Annotated in this window: 17 protein-coding genes; 6 read left to right on the top strand and 11 right to left on the bottom strand. The window is 68.2% G+C overall.

All coding sequences use genetic code 11. The annotated features are described in order from the left end of the window. Positions 1-14: 14 nt before the first annotated feature. Positions 15-914 (bottom strand): alpha/beta fold hydrolase, encoded by a 900-nt coding sequence (locus tag CA982_RS02375; RefSeq protein ID WP_086533744.1) that lies wholly within the window; start codon positions 912-914, stop codon positions 15-17. A 69-nt stretch (positions 915-983) separates the two neighbouring features. On the opposite strand from CA982_RS02375, the gene CA982_RS02370 reads away from it, so the two are divergent. Then, on the top strand, positions 984-1586 hold the full coding sequence (locus CA982_RS02370; protein ID WP_086533743.1) for a TetR/AcrR family transcriptional regulator: 603 nt from the start codon (positions 984-986) through the stop codon (positions 1584-1586). A gap of 2 nt (positions 1587-1588) precedes the next feature. Here CA982_RS02370 and CA982_RS02365 read toward each other — a convergent pair whose 3' ends face one another. The 5 genes from CA982_RS02365 to CA982_RS02345 form a co-directional block, all read right to left on the bottom strand. Beyond that, the gene (locus CA982_RS02365) at positions 1589-3154 is read right to left on the bottom strand and encodes a GMC family oxidoreductase (RefSeq protein ID WP_086533742.1); all 1566 of its coding nucleotides are present in this window, start codon (positions 3152-3154) and stop codon (positions 1589-1591) included. Next, a complete protein-coding gene (locus CA982_RS02360; protein WP_086533741.1) occupies positions 3151-4674 on the bottom strand; it encodes an aldehyde dehydrogenase family protein in 1524 nt (507 codons plus the stop codon). The genes CA982_RS02365 and CA982_RS02360 overlap by 4 nt, the downstream gene beginning before the upstream one ends. Continuing rightward, positions 4671-6812, bottom strand: a complete 2142-nt coding sequence (betT, locus tag CA982_RS02355; RefSeq protein ID WP_086533740.1) for a choline BCCT transporter BetT — start codon at positions 6810-6812, stop codon at positions 4671-4673. Before betT ends, CA982_RS02360 begins: the two co-directional genes overlap by 4 nt. Positions 6813-6885: 73 nt before the next feature. Continuing rightward, positions 6886-7644: an enoyl-CoA hydratase/isomerase family protein gene (locus CA982_RS02350; RefSeq protein WP_086533739.1), complete on the bottom strand. Its 759-nt coding sequence runs from the start codon at positions 7642-7644 to the stop codon at positions 6886-6888. Then, positions 7641-9095: a 4-hydroxyphenylacetate 3-hydroxylase N-terminal domain-containing protein gene (locus CA982_RS02345; RefSeq protein WP_086533738.1), complete on the bottom strand. Its 1455-nt coding sequence runs from the start codon at positions 9093-9095 to the stop codon at positions 7641-7643. The genes CA982_RS02350 and CA982_RS02345 overlap by 4 nt, the downstream gene beginning before the upstream one ends. A gap of 422 nt (positions 9096-9517) precedes the next feature. Between CA982_RS02345 and CA982_RS02340 the strand changes: the two genes are divergently transcribed. Further along, positions 9518-10372: an SDR family oxidoreductase gene (locus tag CA982_RS02340; protein WP_244176102.1), complete on the top strand. Its 855-nt coding sequence runs from the start codon at positions 9518-9520 to the stop codon at positions 10370-10372. A 76-nt stretch (positions 10373-10448) separates the two neighbouring features. Here the strand turns inward: CA982_RS02340 and CA982_RS02335 are convergent, their stop codons facing one another. From CA982_RS02335 to CA982_RS02325, 3 genes are all read right to left on the bottom strand, one after another. Beyond that, on the bottom strand, positions 10449-11819 hold the full coding sequence (locus CA982_RS02335; RefSeq protein ID WP_086533736.1) for an MFS transporter: 1371 nt from the start codon (positions 11817-11819) through the stop codon (positions 10449-10451). A gap of 225 nt (positions 11820-12044) precedes the next feature. Further along, positions 12045-12701 carry a TetR/AcrR family transcriptional regulator gene (locus CA982_RS02330; RefSeq protein ID WP_244176101.1) on the bottom strand — a complete coding sequence of 219 codons (657 nt, stop codon included), beginning with the start codon at positions 12699-12701 and terminating at the stop codon, positions 12045-12047. A 28-nt stretch (positions 12702-12729) separates the two neighbouring features. After that, on the bottom strand, positions 12730-13641 hold the full coding sequence (locus CA982_RS02325) for a TetR-type transcription factor C-terminal domain-containing protein (RefSeq protein WP_244176100.1): 912 nt from the start codon (positions 13639-13641) through the stop codon (positions 12730-12732). 295 nt (positions 13642-13936) lie between these two features. Between CA982_RS02325 and CA982_RS02320 the strand changes: the two genes are divergently transcribed. The 3 genes from CA982_RS02320 to CA982_RS02310 all read left to right on the top strand — a co-directional run bounded on the left by CA982_RS02320 (position 13937) and on the right by CA982_RS02310 (position 18350). Next, a complete protein-coding gene (locus CA982_RS02320; RefSeq protein ID WP_086533734.1) occupies positions 13937-16477 on the top strand; it encodes an ATP-dependent Clp protease ATP-binding subunit in 2541 nt (846 codons plus the stop codon). A gap of 136 nt (positions 16478-16613) precedes the next feature. Continuing rightward, complete coding sequence (locus CA982_RS02315) at positions 16614-17516, top strand: enoyl-CoA hydratase-related protein (protein ID WP_086533733.1); 903 nt, start codon at positions 16614-16616, stop codon at positions 17514-17516. Between the two features lie 336 nt (positions 17517-17852). Next, entirely contained in the window at positions 17853-18350 is a 498-nt protein-coding gene (locus tag CA982_RS02310; RefSeq protein WP_058251202.1) for an HNH endonuclease, read from the top strand. Positions 18351-18387: 37 nt separating this feature from the next. On the opposite strand, the gene CA982_RS02305 is transcribed toward CA982_RS02310, so the two are convergent. After that, positions 18388-19071, bottom strand: a complete 684-nt coding sequence (locus CA982_RS02305; RefSeq protein ID WP_086533732.1) for a DUF305 domain-containing protein — start codon at positions 19069-19071, stop codon at positions 18388-18390. Next, on the bottom strand, positions 19068-20654 hold the full coding sequence (locus CA982_RS02300) for an LVIVD repeat-containing protein (protein WP_086533731.1): 1587 nt from the start codon (positions 20652-20654) through the stop codon (positions 19068-19070). Before CA982_RS02300 ends, CA982_RS02305 begins: the two co-directional genes overlap by 4 nt. 177 nt (positions 20655-20831) lie before the next feature. Between CA982_RS02300 and CA982_RS02295 the strand changes: the two genes are divergently transcribed. Further along, positions 20832-21677, top strand: coding sequence for a 3-hydroxybutyryl-CoA dehydrogenase (locus tag CA982_RS02295; protein WP_086533730.1), 846 nt, complete (start codon positions 20832-20834; stop codon positions 21675-21677). The last annotated feature ends 88 nt before the right edge of the window (positions 21678-21765 follow it).

Genomic DNA, 21765 nt, shown 5'->3' with positions numbered 1-21765 from the left:
TGCCGTCCTTCCGATCAGGGCGAGGCGAGGTCCCCGACGGTGAGCTCGGCGATCTGGTCGGCGACGACCTGCGGCTGGTCGAGGGACACGAACGTCCGTGCGCCGGGAACCTCGACGAACGGGGCGCCCCCGGGGAAGACCGCGGCGAGGCGGCGTCCGTGCGCCGGGGTGAAGCATCGATCGTCGCGTCCCCACACCAGGCGGACCGGGAGGTCGACCCCAGACATCCGCGGGGTGACCTCCGCCAGTTCGGCCGGACTGATGCCGCGCAGGAACGCGATGAAGTCGTCGCGGATGCGCGCGTCCCCCTGCAGGGGCTCGAAGACCGAGCCGGTGAGTTCGGGGTCGGGATCGTTCAGCAGCAGGCCGACCCCCAGCGCGGAGTGCCGCAGTGCGCGCAGTCGCATCGCCTCGGCCAGGGGCTTCAGCAACGCACGGTTCTTCATCAGCGCGAAGTACAGGCGGAACGGCTGGGGCGGGAAGAGATCGAACGCATCACAATTCGTGAACACCAGCCGGCCGACGAATCGCGGGTCGTCGTCGAGGGCGAACTGGGTGATCGCCCCACCGGAGTCGTTGGCCACCAGGGTCGCGCTGGACAGGTCGAAGCGGTCCACGAACTCGCGAAGGAGCCGGCTCATCCCGCGCGGTGACCGGTCCGCGGCGGGCCCGAGCGGAATCCGATGGGACCCCAGGGGCATGAGGGGGACCCAACACCTGAATCCGCGTTCGGCGAGCAGGAGTGCGGTCGGTTCCCACAACCGATGGTCGACGACGGCGCCGTGGACGAAGACGATCGGCGGGTGCGCGGAGTCGGTGGGTCCGTACGTGGCGTACTCGACGACGCCGGAGGGCAAGTCGACGGTCGGTAGCGGGGTGGGTGGGCGTGTGGCCGTCCGCGGTGCAGTTGCCATGGCGAAACCCGCTTCTCGTAGACTCGGATGACTTACGAACACTGAGTATGAAAGTTACGTGCAAACTGTATGAAAGTCAATCGTCGTACCCAGGCGGAGCGGACCGCGGCCACCCGCGCGGCGCTCATCGCCGCCGGACGCATGCTCTTCGGTGAACGCGGCTTCGCCGACGTCGGCACCCAGGAGATCGTCGCCGAGGCCGGGGTCACGCGCGGTGCGCTCTATCACCAGTTCGACGACAAGAAAGGGCTGTTCGTCGCCGTCTACGACGACGTGGAGCAGTCGATCGTCGCGCAGATCGCCGCGGACGTCGGCGAGCGCGCCGCGGACGACCCGCTCGCCGCGCTGAAGTCGGGCATGCGCCTCTTCCTGCGGCTGTGCACCGAGCCCGAAGTGCACCGCATCACCCTGGTCGACGCGCCATCGGTCCTGGGCTGGAGCGAATGGCGGGCTCGCGGTGAGGAATTCGGATTCGCTCTGGTCGAGGGACTGATCGCGGCGGCGATCGCGACGGGGCAGGCGGTCGAGCAGCCCACCCGCCCCCTGGCCCATGTCGCGATCGGCGCGCTCGACGAGGCGGCACTCTACGTCGCCGCGGCGGACGACCGCGCGGCCGCCACCGAGCAGGTCGCCGCGGTGCTCGAGCGGATCGTCGACTCGTTCGCGACCTAGTGTCAGCTGTCCGCGCGCACGAGCTCGGCGCAGCGCTCGCCGACGAGCATCACGGTGAGGTTCGGGTTCACCGTGGTGTGTTCGGGGAACACCGATGCGTCGGCGACCCGCAGGCCCGCAACGCCTTTCACGCGCAGCTCGGGGTCGAGCGGAGACAACTCGTCGTCGGGTGGGCCCATCCGCACAGTGCCCACCGGGTGATAGACGGTGTTGTGGGTCCGGGTGATGTAGTCGGCGAGTTCGGCGTCGCTCGTGGTGTCGGGGCCCGGATACAGTTCGCGCGCAATCCACGTCGACAGTGGTTCGGCGGCGGCGATCTCGCGGGCCTTGCGTAGCCCGGCGATCATGATCCGCATGTCGTAGCCCTCGACGTCCGTGAAATACCGGGGGTCCACGCGCGGCTTGTCGCGGAAGTCGCGGGAGCGCAACGCAACGGTGCCCCGCGACCGGGCGTGCGTCACGTTCGGTGTCAGGCAGAAGGTGTTGTCACTGGTCGGGTAGCCCTGGCGAAGAGTGTGCATGTCGAACGGCACACTGCCGTAGTGCATCATCAGGTCCGGCCGGGTCAGACCCGCGTCGACGGTGGTGAAGATTCCCGCCTCCCACCACTGGGTCGACTGGCGGACCATCGGCTTCGTGGTCTCGAACCCGATCACTCCCTCGGGGTGGTCCTGCAGGTGTTCACCGACCCCCGGCGCGTCGACGAGGGCCTCGATCTCGTGCTCGCGCAGGTCGTCCGCCGGCCCGATCCCGGAGAGCATCAGCAACTTCGGGGAGTCGATCGCGCCCGCCGACACGATGACCTCGCCCCGGGCCTGGATCCGTGTCGTCCGGCCGAACGCGTTGTCGGTGATGTCCACGCCCACGGCGCGCAGCCCGCCGTCGACGTTCTCGATCACCACTCGCTTGGCCCAGGAACCGGTGCGGACGGTGAGGTTCGGGCGTTCGAGATGTGGATGCAGGTAGCTCACCGACGACGACGCCCGCACGCCGTCGGGCCGCCGGTTGATCTGAAAGAAGTTGGCGCCGTTGACAACCGTCGAACCGCTGTTGAACTCGACCCGCGGGATGCCGACCGCCTCGCAGGCGTCGAGCAGGGCCACGCCGCACGGATCGCTCGGCGGCACCGTCATGACGTGGACGGGTCCGCTGCGGCCGTGATGCGCGCCCGGCGCGTCGTTGGTCTCGAGTTGCGGGTACAGCCGGTACAACTCCGCCGAACCCCATCCCGCGCAGCCGAAGTCGCGTTCCCAGGAGTCCAGGTCCTCGCGCGGCGCCCAGAAGGCGATGCAGCTGTTGTGCGAACTGCACCCGCCGAGGACCTTGGCCCGGGCGTGGCGCATGAAGTCGTTGCCGTTCGCCTGCGGTTCGATGGGATAGTCCCAGTCGTAACCGGATTCGAGGAGTTCCATCCACCGGTCCAGCCGGAGGATCGCGTCGTCGCCGACATCGGACGGACCCGCCTCCAGCAGGCACACCGTGACCGAGGGGTCCTCGGACAACCGCGAGGCCACCACGGCACCCCCGGAGCCGCCGCCGACGACCACGTAGTCGTAGGTCTCGCTCACTGCTCATCCTCCCGATCGTCTCGGTTCGCGAACCACCCGGTGACCCCCGGTCGGAGGTTCTCGTAGACGTGCTTGGCCTCGCGATACTCCGCCAGTCCCGACGGACCGAGTTCCCGACCGAAGCCGGACTGGCCGTACCCGCCCCACTCGGCCTCGGGCAGATACGGCCCGAAGTCGTTGACCCACACCGTTCCGGCCCGGATCCGTCCGGCGATGCGGCGGGCGCGCGCCGCGTCGGCCGACCAGACCGCACCGGCCAGCCCGTAGACGGTGTCGTTGGCCAGGGTCACGGCCTCGTCCTCCGTGGCGAAGGTCTCGACGGTGACCGTGGGTCCGAACGCCTCGTCGTGCACGCAGGCCATCGAACGGTCGGCGCGATCGATCACGGTGGGCAGATAGAACCATCCGTCGTCGAGACTGCCCGATCCCGCATCGCCGGTGGCGAAGCCGCCGCCCGTGCGGATGACGGCGCCGTCCGCACGGGCCTGCTCGACGTAGGCGTGCACCTTGTCGCGGTGTGCCGCCGAGATGAGCGGACCGGTCTCGGTGCCCTCGGAGTAGGGGAGCCCCAGCCGGATTCGTTCCGCGCGGCGGACGAGTTCGTCGACGAAGCGGTCGTGTGCGGACTCCTCGATGATGAGTCGCGCTCCGGCCGAGCACACCTGGCCCGAGTGCAGGAACGCGGCGTTGAGCGCGTTGTCGACCGCGGCGGCGAGCAGGTCGTCGGTGGCACATGCGTCGGCGAACACCACGTTCGGGTTCTTGCCCCCGAGTTCGAGCGCGACCTTCTTCACCGTTGCCGACGCCTCCCGGGCGATGACCCGGCCCGTGACCAGACCTCCGGTGAACGAGACGAGGTCGACGTCGGGGTGCGAGGACAGGGGAGCGCCGGCCTCGGCACCCGCGCCCAGGACGAGGTTGCCCACGCCCGCCGGGAGACCGACATGCTCGAGTACCTGCATCAGCAGGATCGAGGTGTGTGGGGTGAGCTCGGCGGGTTTGAGGACGAAGGTGTTTCCCGCTGCGAGCGCCGGAGCGACTTTCCAGGCTGCCTGCAGCAAGGGGTAGTTCCACGGCGTGATCAGTCCGCAGACACCGACCGGTTCGTAGACGATGCGGGAATCGGCATCGGGTGATCCGGTGTCGACCACGCGACCCGCGTCGGTGGCCGCGAGTTTGCCGAAATACCGGAAGCAGTTGGCGATGTCGGTCATGTCGAGGTCGGACTCGTACGGCCGTTTGCCGGTGTCGAGGGTCTCGGCCCGGACGAATTCGTCTCGGCGCTCGTCGATCTGGCCCGCGACACGCAGCAGGAGGTCGCCACGTTCGGCGGCCGGTGTGGCGCTCCAGTCGCCGGCGTCGAAGGCGCGCCGCGCCGCCGCGATCGCCTGTTCGGTGTCGGCCACGCCGGCCTCGGCCACCACACCGACGACCGAGTTGTCTGCCGGACAGCGGATCTCGCGGGTCTGACCGGACGCGGCCGGCCGCCAGCGGCCGTCGATGTAGAGGGTCTCGCTCATCGAACCGGTGCTCCTTCGGAACTGCTGTCGGGGATGTCCGTGTCGCTGTCGGGCACGGTACCGTCGTCGGCGCCCGGTGCCGGTTCGGGGTCGTGGTGGTCCGCGGCGGCGTCTCGCAGATGCAGGTAGCCGAGATGACGTTCGTACTGGTCGAGGATGTCGCCGATGATCTGGTCGCGGGTGTACCCGGACAGCGAGTACCCCTGCGATCCCTCGGTGAGGTACACCTCGCATCGGAAGTAACGATCGTCGGAACGCTGGGTCCGGACCGCGTACGTCGGGGTCGGTGCCGATACCGGCCACACGCAGTACTCGAAACGGGGCACCTCGGCGAGTTCGACGAGCAGGCGCGGCGACGGCAGCCCTTCGTTCTCGGCCGACTCGTCGACGGTCGCGGCGATCCCCTCACGGTTGAACTGCTCGGCGACCTCGGTCATCGCCGGGACAACGTTGGCCCCGATGAACTTTCGGGTGGCGGCCGGGCCGGGGAAGCGCAGGGTGCCGATGAGTCGCTGCCGCCAGCTGCCGTGTTCGGCTGGGCCGCGCCCGACGGCGATCACCTTCGGCAAGGTGGTCCGGAAGCTGTCGAGTTTCACCGACTCGTTGCGGACCGCGCGAAGCAGCGAGACACCTATCAGTCCGAGGACGAACGAGAACGGCAGGCCCATGATCACCGTCGCGGCCTGCAGGGTCAGGATGGACCCGTCGCCGCCGCCCGCGAACAGCATCGACAGGGTGAGTAATCCGATCGCCACCGACCAGAAGATGCGCAGCGAGCGGGCGCAATCGGCCATCGGGTCGTCGAGGCGGCTGGTGAAATTGCCCATCACGAGCGAGCCGGAGTCGGCGCTGGTCACGTAGAAGAGCAGGCCGGTGATCGTCGCGATCCCGATGAGCAGCGTCGAACCGGGATACTGCTCGAGCAGCGAATAGAACCCGGCCTCGGGGGTGGAGGCCGTCGTCTCGGCGAAGTCCGCATCGCCGCGGGCCACCTGCAGGGCGCTGTTCCCGAAGATCGAGATCCATACCAGGATGAAGCTGAACGGGACCACCAGGACGCCGAAGATGAACTGGCGCAACGTGCGTCCCCGCGAGATGCGCGCGAGGAAGAGTCCCACGAACGGGGCCCAGGCCACCCACCAGGCCCAGAAGAACAGGGTCCAACCGTCGACGAAGGCGCGGGCGTCGTTGCCGGGCGGCGGGTTCACCTGGTCCCACGCGAAGGTGTCGAGCGTCCGGTCGGCGAACGTGGAGACGTAGTCGCCCGCGTTCTGGACGAGCCCGTTGAGCAGGAAGTCGGCGTCCTTGGCGACCGTGATGTAGACGAGCATGCAGATCGCCAGGATCACGTTGATCTCCGAGAGGCGTCGGATGCCCTTGTCCACGCCCGACGTCGCGGACGCAGTCGCGATGACCACCGCCAGGACGATGAGACCGATCTGGGCGGCCTTGCCCTGCTCGATCCCGAAGATCTCGTTCAGCCCGAAGTTGAGCTGCACGACGCCGATTCCCAGCGAGGTGGCGATGCCGAAGATGGTGCCCAGGACGGCCGCGACGTCGATCGCGTCGCCCCACCGCCCCTCGACACGCTTGCCGAAGATCGGGTACAGGGCCGCGCGGATCGTCAGCGGGAGGTTGTGCCGGAAGGCGAAATAGGCGAGCGCGCCACCCATCAGCGCATACATCGCCCACCCGGTCACCCCGTAGTGGAAGACCGTCCACGTGACCGCTTCGCGCGCCGCGGCGTTGGTCTCCGCGAGACCCGTCGGCGGGTTGAGGAAGTGGGTGACGGGTTCGGCGACGGAGAAGAACATCAGATCGATGCCGATACCGGCGGCGAACAGCATCGACGTCCAGGTGAAGAGGCTGTACTCCGGGCGCGACTCCTCGGGCCCGAGTCGGTAGCGTCCGTACTTGCTGAGGCCGAGGAACACCACGAGACCGACGATGGCGGTCGCGAGGATGAAGTACCACCAGCCGAACCACCGGGTGATGAAATCGCGGACGTCGTTGATCGTCGACTCGGCCGCCGCCGGTGCCGCCAGCGCCCACACGGCGAAGGCGACCACGATGACGGCCGAGGCGAGGAAGACCGTCAGGTTGACCCGGTGCGACCGGGGCCGGGCGTCGCTGCTCATGGGCTACGACGCTAGTCCGCTCACCGGTGAATCGGGCGGTTTGGGCGAATCACCGGATGCGGGCGGGCCGGCGTCAGCCGGTGAATCGGGCGAGCAGTGCGCCGGTTTCGTCGCCCGCACCCAGCCGCGCGATGGTGGCCGCCTCGTCGTCGAGATGATCGGCGAACGTACGGCCGAAGGACGCCCGCGCCAGGCGTCGTGCGTGCCCGATCGCGGCCGCGGGCCGTTCGAGCAGGAGCGCGACGAGATCGTCGGTGGCACTCTCGAGTTCCTCCGCCTCGACGATGTCGTGGACGAGGCCCCAGTCCAACGCGGTTGCCGCATCGATCTTCTCGTTCCGCACCAGCATGCGCAGTGCGCGCCCCAGGCCGATGGTCCGGGGCAGGTTGACGGACACTCCGCAGTCGGGGGAGAGTCCGATCGTGGAGTATGCGGCCACGAAGGAGGTCGTCGGCGTCGCGACCACCACGTCGGCGGCGAGGACGAGACCCAGACCGCCGCCCGCGGCGGTGCCCTGAACCGCGGCCACGACGGGAACGGGCAGGCGGTCCAGCGCGATGAGCGACCGGTGGACCGATCCGGCGAGCTCGGCGAGGAACCGACCCCGGTCGGTCGCGGTGGCCATGCCGTGGACATCGCCGCCACCGGAGAACAGCCGACCGGCCGCGGACAGTCGGATGACCCGGACGCCGCCGTCGCGTTCGATGGTCTGCACCGCCGCCGCCAGTCCGTCGGCGACATCCATGTCCAGGGCGTTCGCGGCCTCCGGCCGGTTCAGCCGGATGGTGGCGACCCCGCGGTCGTCGAGGGCGAAGTCGAGGCCCGCGGTCATCGAGCGGCTCCCGCGGTTGCCACGAGTTCGGCTCCGGCATCGGGTGTTTCGGCGGCCGCGCGGAGTACCGCGTCGACGGCGGCACGCGCCCGGGTGCTGTCGTACGCCCGTGCGATCTGCATCTTCTCGGCCTCCAGCGATCCCTCGGCATGGGTGGCGAGAACCGACTGGTAGCCGCCCCACTGCCCCGTGGTCAGGTCGCCGATCAGGTGGATGAGCCGCAGGCGCTCCTGGGCCGGCCGGGCGGCGGCGAAGTACTTCTCCAGCACCGCACGAACCGCGGGGTCATCCCAGTCCTGTCCGCCGGGCCCGGTGACCACCAGGCCGCCGGCGAGGTCGAGCAGGGTGGCCGCGGCCTGGTGGAACCCGTGCGCGAAGTGGTACTTCGCCATGTTGACCGCCAATGGGTCCGGGAGATGGATTCCGTTGCCGCCGTTGCGCGATCGGACCGCGGCCAACTCGGCGAAACCACGTACCGTCTCGGCGTAGGTGATCAGTTCGGTCAGTTTGGTCTTCACGTGACCGGCACCGGCGATGCCGTTGGCCTCGGCGATACCGATGGCGGCCCCGACCAGCAGGTCGAGGACGGGGAGTTTGTAGTTCACCGCGGTGAAGCGGTGGTAGTCGACGAAGGCGAGTGCCAGCGGGCCGGCGAGTTCGGGCTCCCGGTTGAGGAAGACCCGCTCCTTCGGGACGCGGACCCGGTCGAACACCGTCAGGCTCTCGAGCAGCTTGTGCCGGGACGAGATCGGGTGCTCGAAGGCGTGGTGCTCGCCGTGCAGGTAGGGGGACACGTAGAGCGTGAGGCCCTCGGTGTCGACCGGGATGGCGAAGCTCACCGCCCAGTCGCGATCGGCCTCCGACATCGCGCGGGTGGGCAGCACGATGAGCTCATCGGCGTTGGCGCTGAACGAGGTATGGACCTTCGCGCCGGACACGGTGATCGAGTCGGCGTCCTCGTCGACGATCCGCAGGTAGTGATCGGGATCGGGCTGCCGGTGCGGCGGAAGCGACCGGTCGCCCTTCACATCGGTCTGGGCCACCGCCAGCGCGACGTCGTTCTCGCAGCAGTACCGGTAGTACGCCTCGGCTTTGGCGAGGCTGTCGCCGGACAATGCGCGCAGCAGCGCGAACAGGGCGTCGCTGCCCACCTCTTTGAGCACGATCGTCCCCGCGCCCATGCGGGACAGGGTCTCGATCAGGCGACCGCGGTTGCTGATGTCCGCCGCGGTGCGCGGCACCCGGTAGAACGCGGTGTAGGGCCCGTCGCCGTCGTCGGCGACCGCGAGATCCGGCTCGGTGCGCGAGATCTCGTAGGCGAGTGACGAGTGGGCGATCGCGTCCGCGAATTCGCCGAACGCGGTGACGTCGTCGACCTTCTCGCCGCGATAGACGACGCGCCTGTTGTCGCGGAGGCCCTCTCGATAGGCCTGCGGGTCCCGGATGGCCACAACTGTCCCCTCTCGATTGGTCACCCGCCGTGAGCGAGCGATCGCTCGGACAGCATGCCCGCTCGGTCGGCGCGGGGTCAAGTCCCGGCGCGGGCGGGCGTCGGCCGGGGTGGAGCCTCGCGCCCTGGGGCCTGCGTGTCCTGCGGGGCTTCGACGCAAGCGATGACATGCGCATTGATTGCACATCAGCGGATTCGAGAGATACGCTCGGCGGAGCCGAACAGGGGTGCGCCGGGGCCGGGAACGGCGGTGTCATCTCGACTCCGGAGGTATCTCGGGCGCCCGCCCGAGATGCAACTATCTCCGGACTGTTTAGCTCAACCAAACAGGCAGCGAGTGGCGGTGGTGTCGAACGAGTCGGCCCATGCGTCGCTGTCCCGACCTCGCACACCCGATGGATGTGCGCACCGAAAGGACTCACCGTGACATCGACCCACACCCCCGACGATTCGCTGCAGGGCCGGACCCTGTTGATCTCCGGCGGCAGCCGGGGAATCGGCGAGGCCATCGCGGTGGCGGCCGCTGCGCGCGGCGCCAACATCGCGCTCGTTGCGAAAACCGCCGAGCCGCACCCGAAACTCCCCGGGACGATTCACACGGCGGCGGCCGCGATCACCGAGGCCGGCGGGCGGGCACTGCCCATCGTGGGTGACGTCCGTGACGACGCCTCGGTGGCCGAGGCCGTGACCCGCACCGTCGAGCACTTCGGCGGCATCGACATCGTGGTCAACAACGCGAGTGCGCTCGATCTGACGTCCGCGGAGAAGATCGACATGAAGAAATACGACCTCATGCAGGACATCAATGCGCGAGGTGCCTTCGCGCTGACGAAGGCGGCGATCCCGCATCTGCGCGCATCGGAGAACGCCCATGTGCTGACGCTTTCGCCGCCGATCGATCTCGATCCCAAGTGGTTCAGTCAGATCGGGACCGCGTACACGATCTCGAAGTTCTCGATGTCCATGGTCACCATCGGTCTGGCCGCCGAGCTGAAAGCCGATGGCATCGCGGTCAATTCGTTGTGGCCGCGGACAACGATCAACACGGCGGCGGTGCGCAACATCCTGAGCGAGGAGCTCGTCGCGCGGAGTCGGAAGCCCAGCATCATGGCCGACGCCGCGTTGAGCATCATCACCAAACCGGCCTGGCTGGCGACCGGACAGTGCTTCATCGACGACGACGTCCTCGCGCGTGACGGTGTCCGCGATTTCGAGCAGCACCGCGTCGTGCCCGGCGACCAGGAGCTCGAGCTCGACTTCTGGATGAACTGGAACTGAACCACCACGACGGCGCCGGGTCATCGTTCGATGACCCGGCGCCGCCGTGGTGTCCCGGTCGCCGGGAAGACCGCGACTATCGAACAGGCTGAGCCGGTGGCTGTGCGTCGTCGACGCCGGCCGATACCTGTGAGTCGAAGTCGCCGTGATAGCGCTTCTTGACGATGACATACAGGCAGAGCAACGACGCGGCGGCCAGGAGGGTGAGGAAAAGCCCCACGCGCCAGGCGTTGTCCGGGTTGCCGTTGATGATCGCGACCATCACGAACGGGGCGAACCCGCCGACGATCGCCGAGATCTGATATCCCAGGGACGCGCCCGAGAAGCGGATCTCCGGCGGGAACAGCTCGGCGAAAAGTGTTCCCTGCGTACCGGTCTGCAGCGCCATCGCCACGACCCCGACGAGGACGGCGACCGCGAACGGCCAGATGGACGTCGGCGAGGACGACCCGATCAGCAGCCACATCGGGATGGCCCAGATCATCATGGCCGCCGAGCCGATCGCGAAGACCAACTTGCGGCCGACGCGATCCGACAGCCAGCCGAAGGCCGGGACCAGCGGGACCATCACGACGCAGGAGATCAGAATCCAGGTGAGCACGGTGGATCGGGCGACGTCGAGGTAGGTCGTCACGAACTGCACCGAACCGGTGATCATGATGTAGAAGAAGACGATTCCGATCGTGTTGGCTCCGGCGGCCATCAGGATGGTCCCCGGGTTGCGTCGGATGACGTCGAGCATCGGCGAGCGCTGCACCTCGGGTGTCTGCGCGATCTTGGCCGCGACTGCCTTGAATTCCGGTGTCTCCTCGAGGAACCGGTGGATGGCGAACGCGACCGGGAGCATGACCAGGCTGATCCAGAACGGGATTCGCCAGACCCAGGACAGGAAGGCGTCCGAACTCGACAGTCCGGTGGCGAGGAGGAACGCGACATTGCCCAGCACCAGACCGATCGGCACGCCGAGCTGGGCGAAACTGCCGTAGAAGCCACGCAGATGTGCCGGCGCGTTCTCGGTGGCGATCAGGACGGCACCTCCCCACTGTCCGCCGACGGCCAGGCCCTGGCAGATGCGGAGGATGACCAGGAGGGTCGGTGCCAGCCACACCGTCTGGGTGTTGGGCACGCAGCCGATCAGGAAAGTGGCGACGGCCATCAGGCAGACCGCGCCGACCAGAACGGGCTTGCGGCCGTAGCGATCTCCCAGCTGGCCGGCGAGAATTCCGCCGATCGGCCGGGCGATGAAGCCGACGGCGACAGTGGCGAAGGAGTTGAGTGCGGACACGACGGTGCTGTCGGTGGCGAAGAACGTCACGTTGAACACCAGCGCCGCCGCGGTGGAGTAGATGAAGAAGTCGTACCACTCGAGCGACGTCGAGATCGCGGCGGCGATCGACGCTCGAGCCGAACGGGGTGCCGGCCGTTCGCCGGTGTGATCTGTGGGCACGGAGATGCTCCTGGCTCGGGGGGTGCCCGGCCGACGGAATCGAGCCACGGCCGTTCTTCCGGGGGTCGCCGTGAGGTCGTCGAAGGTGCGGCCGTCGGGCCGGAGGGGTGTTCCCGGACACAGTCCGCGCCGAGTGTCGGTCACGTCCCAGCGCCGGGGTAGCTGGAGATTAGCCAACCCCGGTCGAAACAGTCAACCCGTACTCTTACGTGGGTGAGGACGTTGTCAGACCTCGAGGAGTACGAGGGCGGTGTCCGTCCACTGGGGCAGATGGGGATCGCGCCGCGGGTCCCGGTGATCGAAGGCGTAGGCGAGGGCGACTCCGCGCATGCTGGTGAAGAGGATCTCCCGTAGCTGCGCGTAGCGCGGGTGGCCGACCAGCTCCGGGCCCCACATCCGGTCGATGCTCGATCGGATCACGCCCCCGAGGTGCCGCTCCACGGGAAGCAGCGCGCCGGCGATCCACTCGTTGGTCCGGGAAGCGGTCCAGAGTTCGACCGCGGCCCAGAAATGCGGCTCGTGGAACGACATCCACATCATCTCGACGACGTTCGTGACCCTGGTCGAACCCGTGACGCGGTCGTCGATCTCGGCCACCGCGCGCGCGGTGGTCGCCGCCACCCGTTCGGCGGCGAGGTGACGGGCGGCGGCCACGAGCAGGTCCTCCCGGGAGGGGAAGTGATGCAGTAACCGTCCACGCGAGACGCCTGCGCGTGCCTGGATCGCCGACGTCGTCGCCCCGGCGAAGCCGTGCTCGATCAGGCAGTCGACGGCTGCCTCGAGAATGCGTCGCTGGCTGGTGATGGTCCGTTGTTCGCGGCGAGTGGGTGCCGTCTCGGCGGGTGCTGCCGTGCCGGCCGGCGCCTCGGGTGAACTCACCATGCCAATATACAAGTCAGCATTGACTTGTTCATGAGGTCGGCGGTTGATATCGCATGATCCCGAGCGCGTAGTCGACGTACTCGGCCGCCAGCTGCTCGGGCGTGAGCCGCCCGTCCGGTTGCCACCAGGTCGGGAGTGCCGTGCACATCGTGACGACAGCACGCGCGGCGTCATCGGGATGCGGCGGGCGGAAGTGTCCCAGCATCCGCGCGGCGTGCACCTGCTCGTCGACCAGCGCCTGCTGACGGTTTCGTCGTCGGCTGACGTCGCGCTGGTTGGACGGCTCGAGTGCTCGCACCTCGCTGGAGCCGAGGAAACCGAGCCGGCGGCGGTGGGTGTGGTAGAGCGCGAGGTTCTCCACGAGCGCGCAGAACTTGCCGACGGCGTCGTGCTCGCTCGCCGCCGCGGCCGCCGCCCGCCATTCGAGGTCCGCCATCGTGCGGTCGAGGATGTCGACCAGGATGAGCTGCTTGCTCGGGTAGTAGTTGTAGATCCCGGGCACCGACATCCCGCACCGTGTGGAGATCCGTCGCATCGTCGTCCCGTGATAGCCGACCGCGAGGAACTCGTCGACGGCTGCCAGCAGGATGGGGGAGAAGTCGAGCGGGCCGTAGTGCCGCCAATCCTGCTGCACGGCGTCCGGGTCCGGTGGGCCGGCCGGCCCGCGCCGGGGCACCGTGCCCTCGATGATCTGCGTGACGCCGACCCCGAGGGCGGTCGCGATCGCCTCGAGCCGATCGACGCGCAGACCCGTTTTCCCGTTCTCGATCTGACTCAGCGTCGCGGGACTCACGCCGATCGAGGAGGCCAACGACCGCAGACTCGTCCCCGCGGCCTCTCGCGCCCGCCGGACCCGCGCTCCGGCCGCGGACAGGTCCGAGTCCCGGGGTCCGGCCGCCTCGTCGGATGCGTGGACGTCGATCGACTCTCCCCGGGACACGCACGCAGTCTAGGTCTCCGGATGGGTCCGGGCGAGGAGGCGCGGGGCGTGGGCCGCGCGTTCGCTCTCGGCGTAGCGGCCGGGGAACACAGCCCCGGCCAGCGCAGTTGTACTGTGCACATCCCCGCCGCATCGGTGGATCCATGCACTCTGCGCAGGCGTTAACTGCAGGTGCACCCGAGACGACCTCTAGAGTGGAAGCAGGCTGGTCGTCGTCTATCCGCACCGGTTGTCCTCCGGGACCTCCGAGGTGGTCTCCGCGGCGGCCGGGGCGCTAGCAATGTGAGGGAGAACAATGTTCGAACGGTTCACCGACCGCGCGCGTCGGGTTGTGGTCCTGGCCCAAGAAGAAGCGCGCATGCTCAACCACAACTACATCGGTACCGAGCACATCCTCCTCGGCCTCATCCACGAGGGCGAGGGCGTGGCCGCCAAGGCGCTCGAGTCGCTCGGGATCTCCCTGGAAGGGGTCCGCAGCCAGGTCGAAGAGATCATCGGCCAGGGCCAGCAGGCGCCGTCGGGACACATCCCGTTCACCCCGCGTGCCAAGAAGGTGCTGGAGCTCTCGCTGCGCGAGGCCCTGCAGCTCGGCCACAACTACATCGGTACCGAGCACATCCTGCTCGGCCTGATCCGCGAGGGCGAGGGCGTCGCCGCCCAGGTGCTGGTGAAGCTCGGCGCCGACCTCAACCGGGTCCGCCAGCAGGTCATCCAGCTCCTCAGCGGATACCAGGGCAAGGAACCACAGGAGGCGGGCACCGGCGGTCGCAGCAGCGAGTCCGGCACCCCGTCGACCTCGCTGGTCCTCGACCAGTTCGGTCGTAACCTGACCGCCGCGGCCTCCGAGGGCAAGCTCGACCCGGTCATCGGCCGGGAGAAGGAAATCGAGCGGGTCATGCAGGTGCTCAGCCGCCGCACCAAGAACAACCCGGTGCTGATCGGTGAGCCCGGCGTCGGCAAGACCGCCGTCGTCGAGGGCCTCGCGCAGGCCATCGTCAACGGCAAGGTCCCCGAGACCCTCAAGGACAAGCAGCTCTACACCCTCGACCTCGGTTCGCTGGTCGCGGGCAGCCGCTACCGCGGTGACTTCGAGGAACGCCTCAAGAAGGTGCTCAAGGAGATCAACACCCGCGGCGACATCATCCTGTTCATCGATGAGCTGCACACGCTCGTCGGCGCGGGTGCCGCCGAGGGCGCGATCGACGCCGCCAGCATCCTCAAGCCGAAGCTGGCCCGTGGCGAGCTGCAGACCATCGGTGCGACGACCCTCGACGAGTACCGCAAGTACATCGAGAAGGACGCCGCCCTCGAGCGTCGCTTCCAGCCCGTGCAGGTGGGCGAGCCGTCGGTCGAGCACACCATCGAGATCCTCAAGGGTCTGCGCGACCGGTACGAGTCGCACCACCGCGTCTCCATCACCGACGGTGCGCTGGTCGCGGCCGCGACGCTGGCCGATCGCTACATCAACGACCGGTTCCTGCCGGACAAGGCGATCGACCTCATCGACGAGGCCGGTGCGCGGATGCGCATCCGCCGGATGACCGCGCCGCCGGACCTGCGCGAGTTCGACGACCGCATCGCCGATGCGCGCAAGGAGAAGGAAAGCGCGATCGACGCGCAGGACTTCGAGAAGGCCGCCAGCCTCCGCGACAAGGAGAAGCAGCTGGTCGCCGAGCGCGCCGAGCGCGAGAAGCAATGGCGCAGCGGCGACATGGACGTCGTGGCCGAGGTCGACGACGAGCAGATCGCCGAGGTCCTCGGCAACTGGACCGGGATCCCGGTGTTCAAGCTCACCGAGGAGGAGACCACCCGTCTGCTCCGCATGGAGGACGAGCTGCACAAGCGGATCATCGGCCAGGAAGACGCCGTCAAGGCGGTGTCGAAGGCCATCCGTCGTACGCGCGCAGGCCTGAAGGATCCGAAGCGTCCGTCGGGCTCGTTCATCTTCGCCGGTCCGTCCGGCGTCGGTAAGACCGAGCTCTCCAAGGCGCTGGCGAACTTCCTGTTCGGCGAGGACGATGCGCTCATCCAGATCGACATGGGTGAGTTCCACGACCGCTTCACCGCGTCGCGTCTGTTCGGTGCCCCGCCCGGGTACGTCGGCTACGAAGAGGGCGGCCAGCTCACCGAGAAGGTGCGCCGCAAGCCGTTCTCGGTGGTGCTGTTCGACGAGATCGAGAAGGCCCACTCGGAGATCTACAACACCCTGTTGCAGGTTCTCGAGGACGGTCGCCTGACCGACGGTCAGGGTCGCACGGTCGACTTCAAGAACACCGTGCTGATCTTCACCTCGAACCTCGGAACCTCGGACATCTCCAAGGCCGTGGGCATGGGCTTCTCGTCGAGCGACGGTACCCAGTCGAACTACGACCGGATGAAGCAGAAGGTCAACGACGAACTCAAGAAGCACTTCCGTCCCGAGTTCCTCAACCGTATCGACGACATCGTCGTGTTCCACCAGCTCACGCGTGACGAGATCATCCAGATGGTCGACCTCATGCTGACTCGCGTGGAGGGCGCGCTGAAGAACAAGGACATGGCACTCGAGGTCACCGACCGCGCGAAGTCGCTGCTGGCCAAGCGTGGATTCGATCCGGTGCTGGGTGCGCGCCCGCTGCGTCGCACCATCCAGCGCGAGATCGAGGATCAGCTCTCGGAGAAGATCCTGTTCGGCGACATCGCTCCCGGACAGATCGTCCTGGTCGACGTCGAGAATTGGGACGGCGAGGGCGACGGCGAAGACGCCCGGTTCGTCTTCACCGGCTCGGAGAAGCCGCGCATGGTTCCCGACGCACCGGTCGAGCTCACCAAGGCCGGCGACGCCGACGCCAGCTGACACCGGGCCCGGCTGAGCTGTTCTGACACCGTTGACGGCGGCGTCACCCGAGAGGGTGGCGCCGCCGTCGTGGTGTATCCGGGGACGGATTGACACAGCCGACTTGACGTGTCCCACTGCCCGATAGCATCGACGTGTGACGAGCGATACATCAGAGGTCGGGCGCAAGTCCCGACAGGACCAGCCCACCATCACCGTCGAACGGGACGGGGAGATCGCGATCTTCCGGCTCAACCGGCCCGACCGGCTCAACGCCTTCACCATGCAGATGGGGGAGGAGTTGCGCGCTGCCTTCGACGACACCGACGCCGACGACTCCGTCCGCGCGGTCGTGCTGACCGGCAACGGACGCGCGTTCTGCGCCGGCGCCGACCTCGAGGCGGGCGGTTCGACATTCGACGCGTCGTCGGCGCCGGGAGCGAAGCGAGCGGGCCAGGATGACTCGGTGGTGGACTCAGACGAGGTCCCGGCCGACGAGGGCGGCAAGCTGACGCTGCGGATGTTCGCCTCGCTGAAGCCGATCGTGGTGGCCGTCAACGGGCCGTCGGCCGGCGTGGGGGTCACCATGACTCTCCCCGCCGACGTCCGCATCGCCTCGGAGGATGCGAAGTTCGGCTTCGTCTTCGCCGCGCGGGGGCTCGTGCCCGAAGCCGCATCGAGCTGGTTCCTGCCCCGGCTCGTCGGACTGCCGACCGCGCTGCAGTGGACGATCGGCGCCAAGATGGTGCCGGTCGCCGAAGCCCACGAGCGTGGGCTGATCCAACAGGTCGTGCCGAAAGACCAGGTCCTCGACACCGCGATCGCCGTCGCCCGCGAGATGACCGCGAACAGCGCACCCGTCTCGGCGGCGCTGACCCGGCAGCTGCTCTGGCGGATGGCCGGTGCGCCGAGCCCGCTCGACGCCCATGTCGCGGATTCCAAGGCGATCTTCTACCGCGGCCAGTCCGGTGACGTCTACGAGGGCGTCATGTCGTTCTTGGAGAAGCGCTCGGCAACCTACCCCAACACGGTGTCGGCGGATCTGCCCGAGATCTTCTGACCGTCGGCATCGCAGCAGGCGCGGGGTGGAATAGTCCTGCAAACAGCCCGTGTGAACTGGGTGAACATCCGAACACGCCGGACATAAACGGTGGCAGTGGCCACCGACCGCGGTTATCGTGGCGACAGAGCAGGCCAGACCAACGAGAGGAGGTGACGCAGATGTCGATGGGTGACAAGGCTTTCGCCGGCGAGTGGCGGACGGCCTCATCCGACCATCCGTGCGGACTGAGATCCGACGGTAGGCCCGGACCGATCACATCACGCGTCACCAGTTCCTGAGGTCATGAACCTCGGTGGTCGGCGCACTCACTCGCCCACGCATCGAGGAGCTGTCATGACCATCTTCGTCACCAATGCCGGACTGCAGATCCTGGCGCGCGTCACCTGGCGCCGTGCCGCCGTCCTGTTGACCACCGAGGTCGCGCGGAACGTCGAGGGCACCCCGCTGGTTCGCGTCGTCCACTCCCCGACGCTGTCGCTGCCCATCCACAAGGTGGTGGCGATCAAGCGGGATGCCTACCGTCCGTTCGCGGGTAAGACGATGGACTCGTATGCATCGAATGCCACCATCCTGCGGCGTGATCAGTGGATCTGTGCCTACTGCGACGGCCCCGCCGACACCGTCGACCACATCGTCCCGGTGTCCCAGGGCGGCCCGAGTACATTCGGCAATCAGGTGGCGGCGTGTAAGTCCTGCAACGGTTTCAAGGCCAATCGGACGCCGCGCAAGGCGGGGATGGCCCTGCGGCACGCACCGTTCGTCTACGACCCGTGGGCGGCGGATCAGAAAGAGGTGTGGGAGATGTTCATCCTGCATCCGAAGACCGATTGAGTTCGACGCCGATCCGTTGGCGACCAACCCCGGGTGATCAGGTCGGCAGCGGGTCGGCGCCGCGCTCCTTGAGCAACATCGTCATCACGCCGATCTCGTCGCCCTGGTCGCCGATCATCGTGAGCGCCAGATCTTTCGTGGCGGAGCTGGTACGTGCGTCGTTGTAGGCGGCCTGGGCCATCGACATCCCGCCCCGGTGGTGTCGGACCATCAACTGCAGGAACAGGATCTCCGCCTCGCCTACCGGCAGCGTGGAGAGCCGGCCGACCTCGTCGATGCTCGCGATCCCCGGCATCGGCGGCCCGGCTTCGTCGTCGGTGCCCTGGCGGTGGGTGCCCTCGTGGTGGGCCTCCCCGCCGGACATCCCGGACATCCAGGACATCGGCTCCGTCGTTGTCATCGGCTGGTCGAACCACTGCAGCCAGCCCCGCATCGTCGCGGTCTCGGCGGTCTGCGTGTGGACGATCCGGTCGGCGACACCGCGGATCTGCGGTGCGACCCCGGGGACGGCGCTGATCGTCCTCGACATCAGGATGGCCTGGTCGTGATGCGTCGACATGTCCTGGGCGAATCCGATGTCCGACAAGCTCATCGCGGACGAGTCGTGGTCGCCTCGCGGCCACACCGCGCCGACGACGACGCCCATGGTGACGAGCAGGGCCGCCGTCACACCGAGGACCGCCGCCCGCACCAGCGGACCGCCGGGGCGAGTGGTACTCATCCGATCGAGGAGTCCTGGTCCGGCGGCGGGGTGTACACCGCGGGACTCAACCGCAACACCTGGAAACCGCCGTCGGAACAGGTGACGCGCAGTTCGTTGCCCCGGAACTCCGGCGGCGACATGCACCAGTCCGTGGACATGTCGCCCCCGACGACCATCCCGCTACGCGGACCGACCATCTCGTTCAACCGGACCTTGCCGTTCGCGATCGACATCCCGAGACTGAGGAATTCGACGGCGGGCACACCCAGCAGCGAGCCCACGACGTGCGGCGAGTTGGGGGTCTCGAGCAGGGTGGTGCCCGTGCGGGCCGGCGGGTTGTAGTAGGCGATCTCGCGAATACGGTCGAGGTCGCGGATGTCGAAGACCCGGATGCCCGATGACTCCCAGCCGCAGGCCAGGGCGGTGGGATCGTTCGGCCGGTCGACCGCGCAGTAGTGCGGGTTGCTGCTGAACAGCGAACCGCCGGTCGACGACCGCAGGTTGGTGTCGAGGTGCTCCGGGAGATTGATCTCGAGCTTGATCTGCGCGGTGTACCGGGGCGTGTTCACCCTCGTCACGTCGAAGATCTTGACCCCGCCGGAGCCGGCCTCGTCCGCGGTGACGATGTGCGGCCGGCCGCGGTAGGTGATCGGGATCGAGTGCTGGTTGAGCTGGCCGTCGGGCCACAGATACGCGGCGACGTGGGGGACCTGCGGGTGCGGCCGTCTGCGCTGGACGTCGCTGATGTCGAGCACGGTCACCCCGGCCATGTTGGACAGGAACATCCGATTTCCGTCGGGGGAGACGCCGAAGCCGTGTCCGAGGAACGAGTGGAGTCCCTGCCAGATCACGCGGGGCGACCGTGGATCGGCGATGTCGATGGCGCTGAGGTGACCGGGGAACACCCCGGAGGCCCAGTAGGTGCGGCCGTCGGGGGAGAAGCCGCCCTCGTGTGAGGTGAACGGCAGGGGCGTCGACGTGCCCGGGCCCGTGTTGAGGAGCTTGGGGTGGGCGCAGTCGGAGATGTCGTACACCGCGAAGAACCCGCCGCCCCACAGCAGCGGCACCGATGTCGCGGCGAGCAGCTTGCGTTGCTTGTTGACCTTCAGGGTCTCCCAGGTGCCGCCGCGCATGGCGGGGTCCGTGAGCGAGCCGACGACCCGCGGCGCGGTCGGATCGGAGGCGTCGATGACCTGGACACCCGGCGGGTTCACCCAGTTGTTCCCGGGGAACAGGCTGCCGGTGTAGCTGCAGTGCTCGAAGTTCGCCGAGACGATCCCGCCGCCCGCGCCCCGGACACCACCGAGCCGCGTGATGTTGCAGCGGTAGCCGCGCATACTGCGTCCGGAGAGCCGGTCCTCGGCGCTGACGTCACCCTGCAGACCCGGTTCGGGGAGCGAGCCGGGTCCACAGTCCGCCTGCGGAACCGAGACCTCGGAGATGTCGGGGAAGAGGTGATTGGCCGCGTCGGCGGGAGTGGCCACCAGGAGCGTCGAGACGAGTGTCGCGCCCGCGGCGAGGCAGGTGGCGGCACGGAGTCGCCGGCGCCACCGCGTTCCCGGGCGGGTCGCACCGTGCGCGTCGAACCGAGCTGGCATCATCGCATCCCCCGATCGTGATCTGAGCCACGCTAGCGGGCGAGGTGAGACGACACGTCGGAATCGTCGAATCAACCTCCACGCCGCCGGCCGGGTCCGCTGCGCGATGAGGACACCGGATTCGTGCCGTGTGGTCGACCGACTACCGTTTGTCGTACCACTCGACTTCGGAGGTTCACTGTGCAGCAGATCGGCGTCATCGGCGGAGGCACCATGGGTGCGGGCATCGCGGAGGTGTGCGCCAAGGCGGGCAGCGATGTCGTGATCGTGGAGGTCAAGCAGGAGTTCGCCGACGCCGCGCGTGCGCGGGTCGAGAAGTCGCTGGCCAAGGCGGTCAGCCGGAACAAGCTCGCCCAGGACGACGCCGACGCCGCGCTCGGGCGGCTGCGGGTGACGACCGACTACGCCGACCTCGCCGATCGCGAGCTCGTGATCGAGGCGGCTCCCGAGATCGAGGAGCTCAAGCGGGAGATCTTCGCCAACCTCGAAGAAGCGACCGGCGCGAACACCATCCTCGCCACCAACACGTCGTCGATCCCGATCATCAAGGTCGCGACGGCGACGAAGACGCCCGAACGGGTCGTCGGCGTGCACTTCTTCAATCCGGTGCCGGTGATGCCGCTCGTCGAGATCATCTCCACGCTGACCACCGCCCCCGAGACGGCCGACGCCGTGAGCGCATATGTCACCGACACGCTCGGCAAGACGGCGGTGCGGGCGGGTGACCGATCCGGTTTCATCGTCAACGCCCTGCTCATCCCGTACCTGTGTCAGGCGATCCGGATGTTCGATTCGGGTTATGCCTCGGCCGAGGACATCGACCTCGCGATGAAGGGCGGCTGCGGCTACCCGATGGGCCCCCTGACACTGCTCGACACCATCGGCCTCGACGTCACGCTGTCCGCCGCGGAGTCGCTGTACGCGGAGTTCGCCGAACCCCATTACGCGCCGCCGGCACTGCTGCGCCGCATGGTCGACGCCGGCCGCCTCGGACGGAAGACCGGTCGCGGGTTCTACACCTACTGATCCGCCGGTGGATCGACGCCGAACCCCGGCTCACCTTCGGGTGAGCCGGGGTTCGGCGCGTTCGGGGTGGTCGGTCGCGTCGGGCTGT

It is taken from the genome of Gordonia lacunae, from assembly GCF_002149015.1.
GTDB lineage: Bacteria > Actinomycetota > Actinomycetes > Mycobacteriales > Mycobacteriaceae > Gordonia > Gordonia lacunae.
Note: the sequence above shows the minus strand (reverse complement) of the source record. Positions and strands in the feature narration are given on the sequence as shown.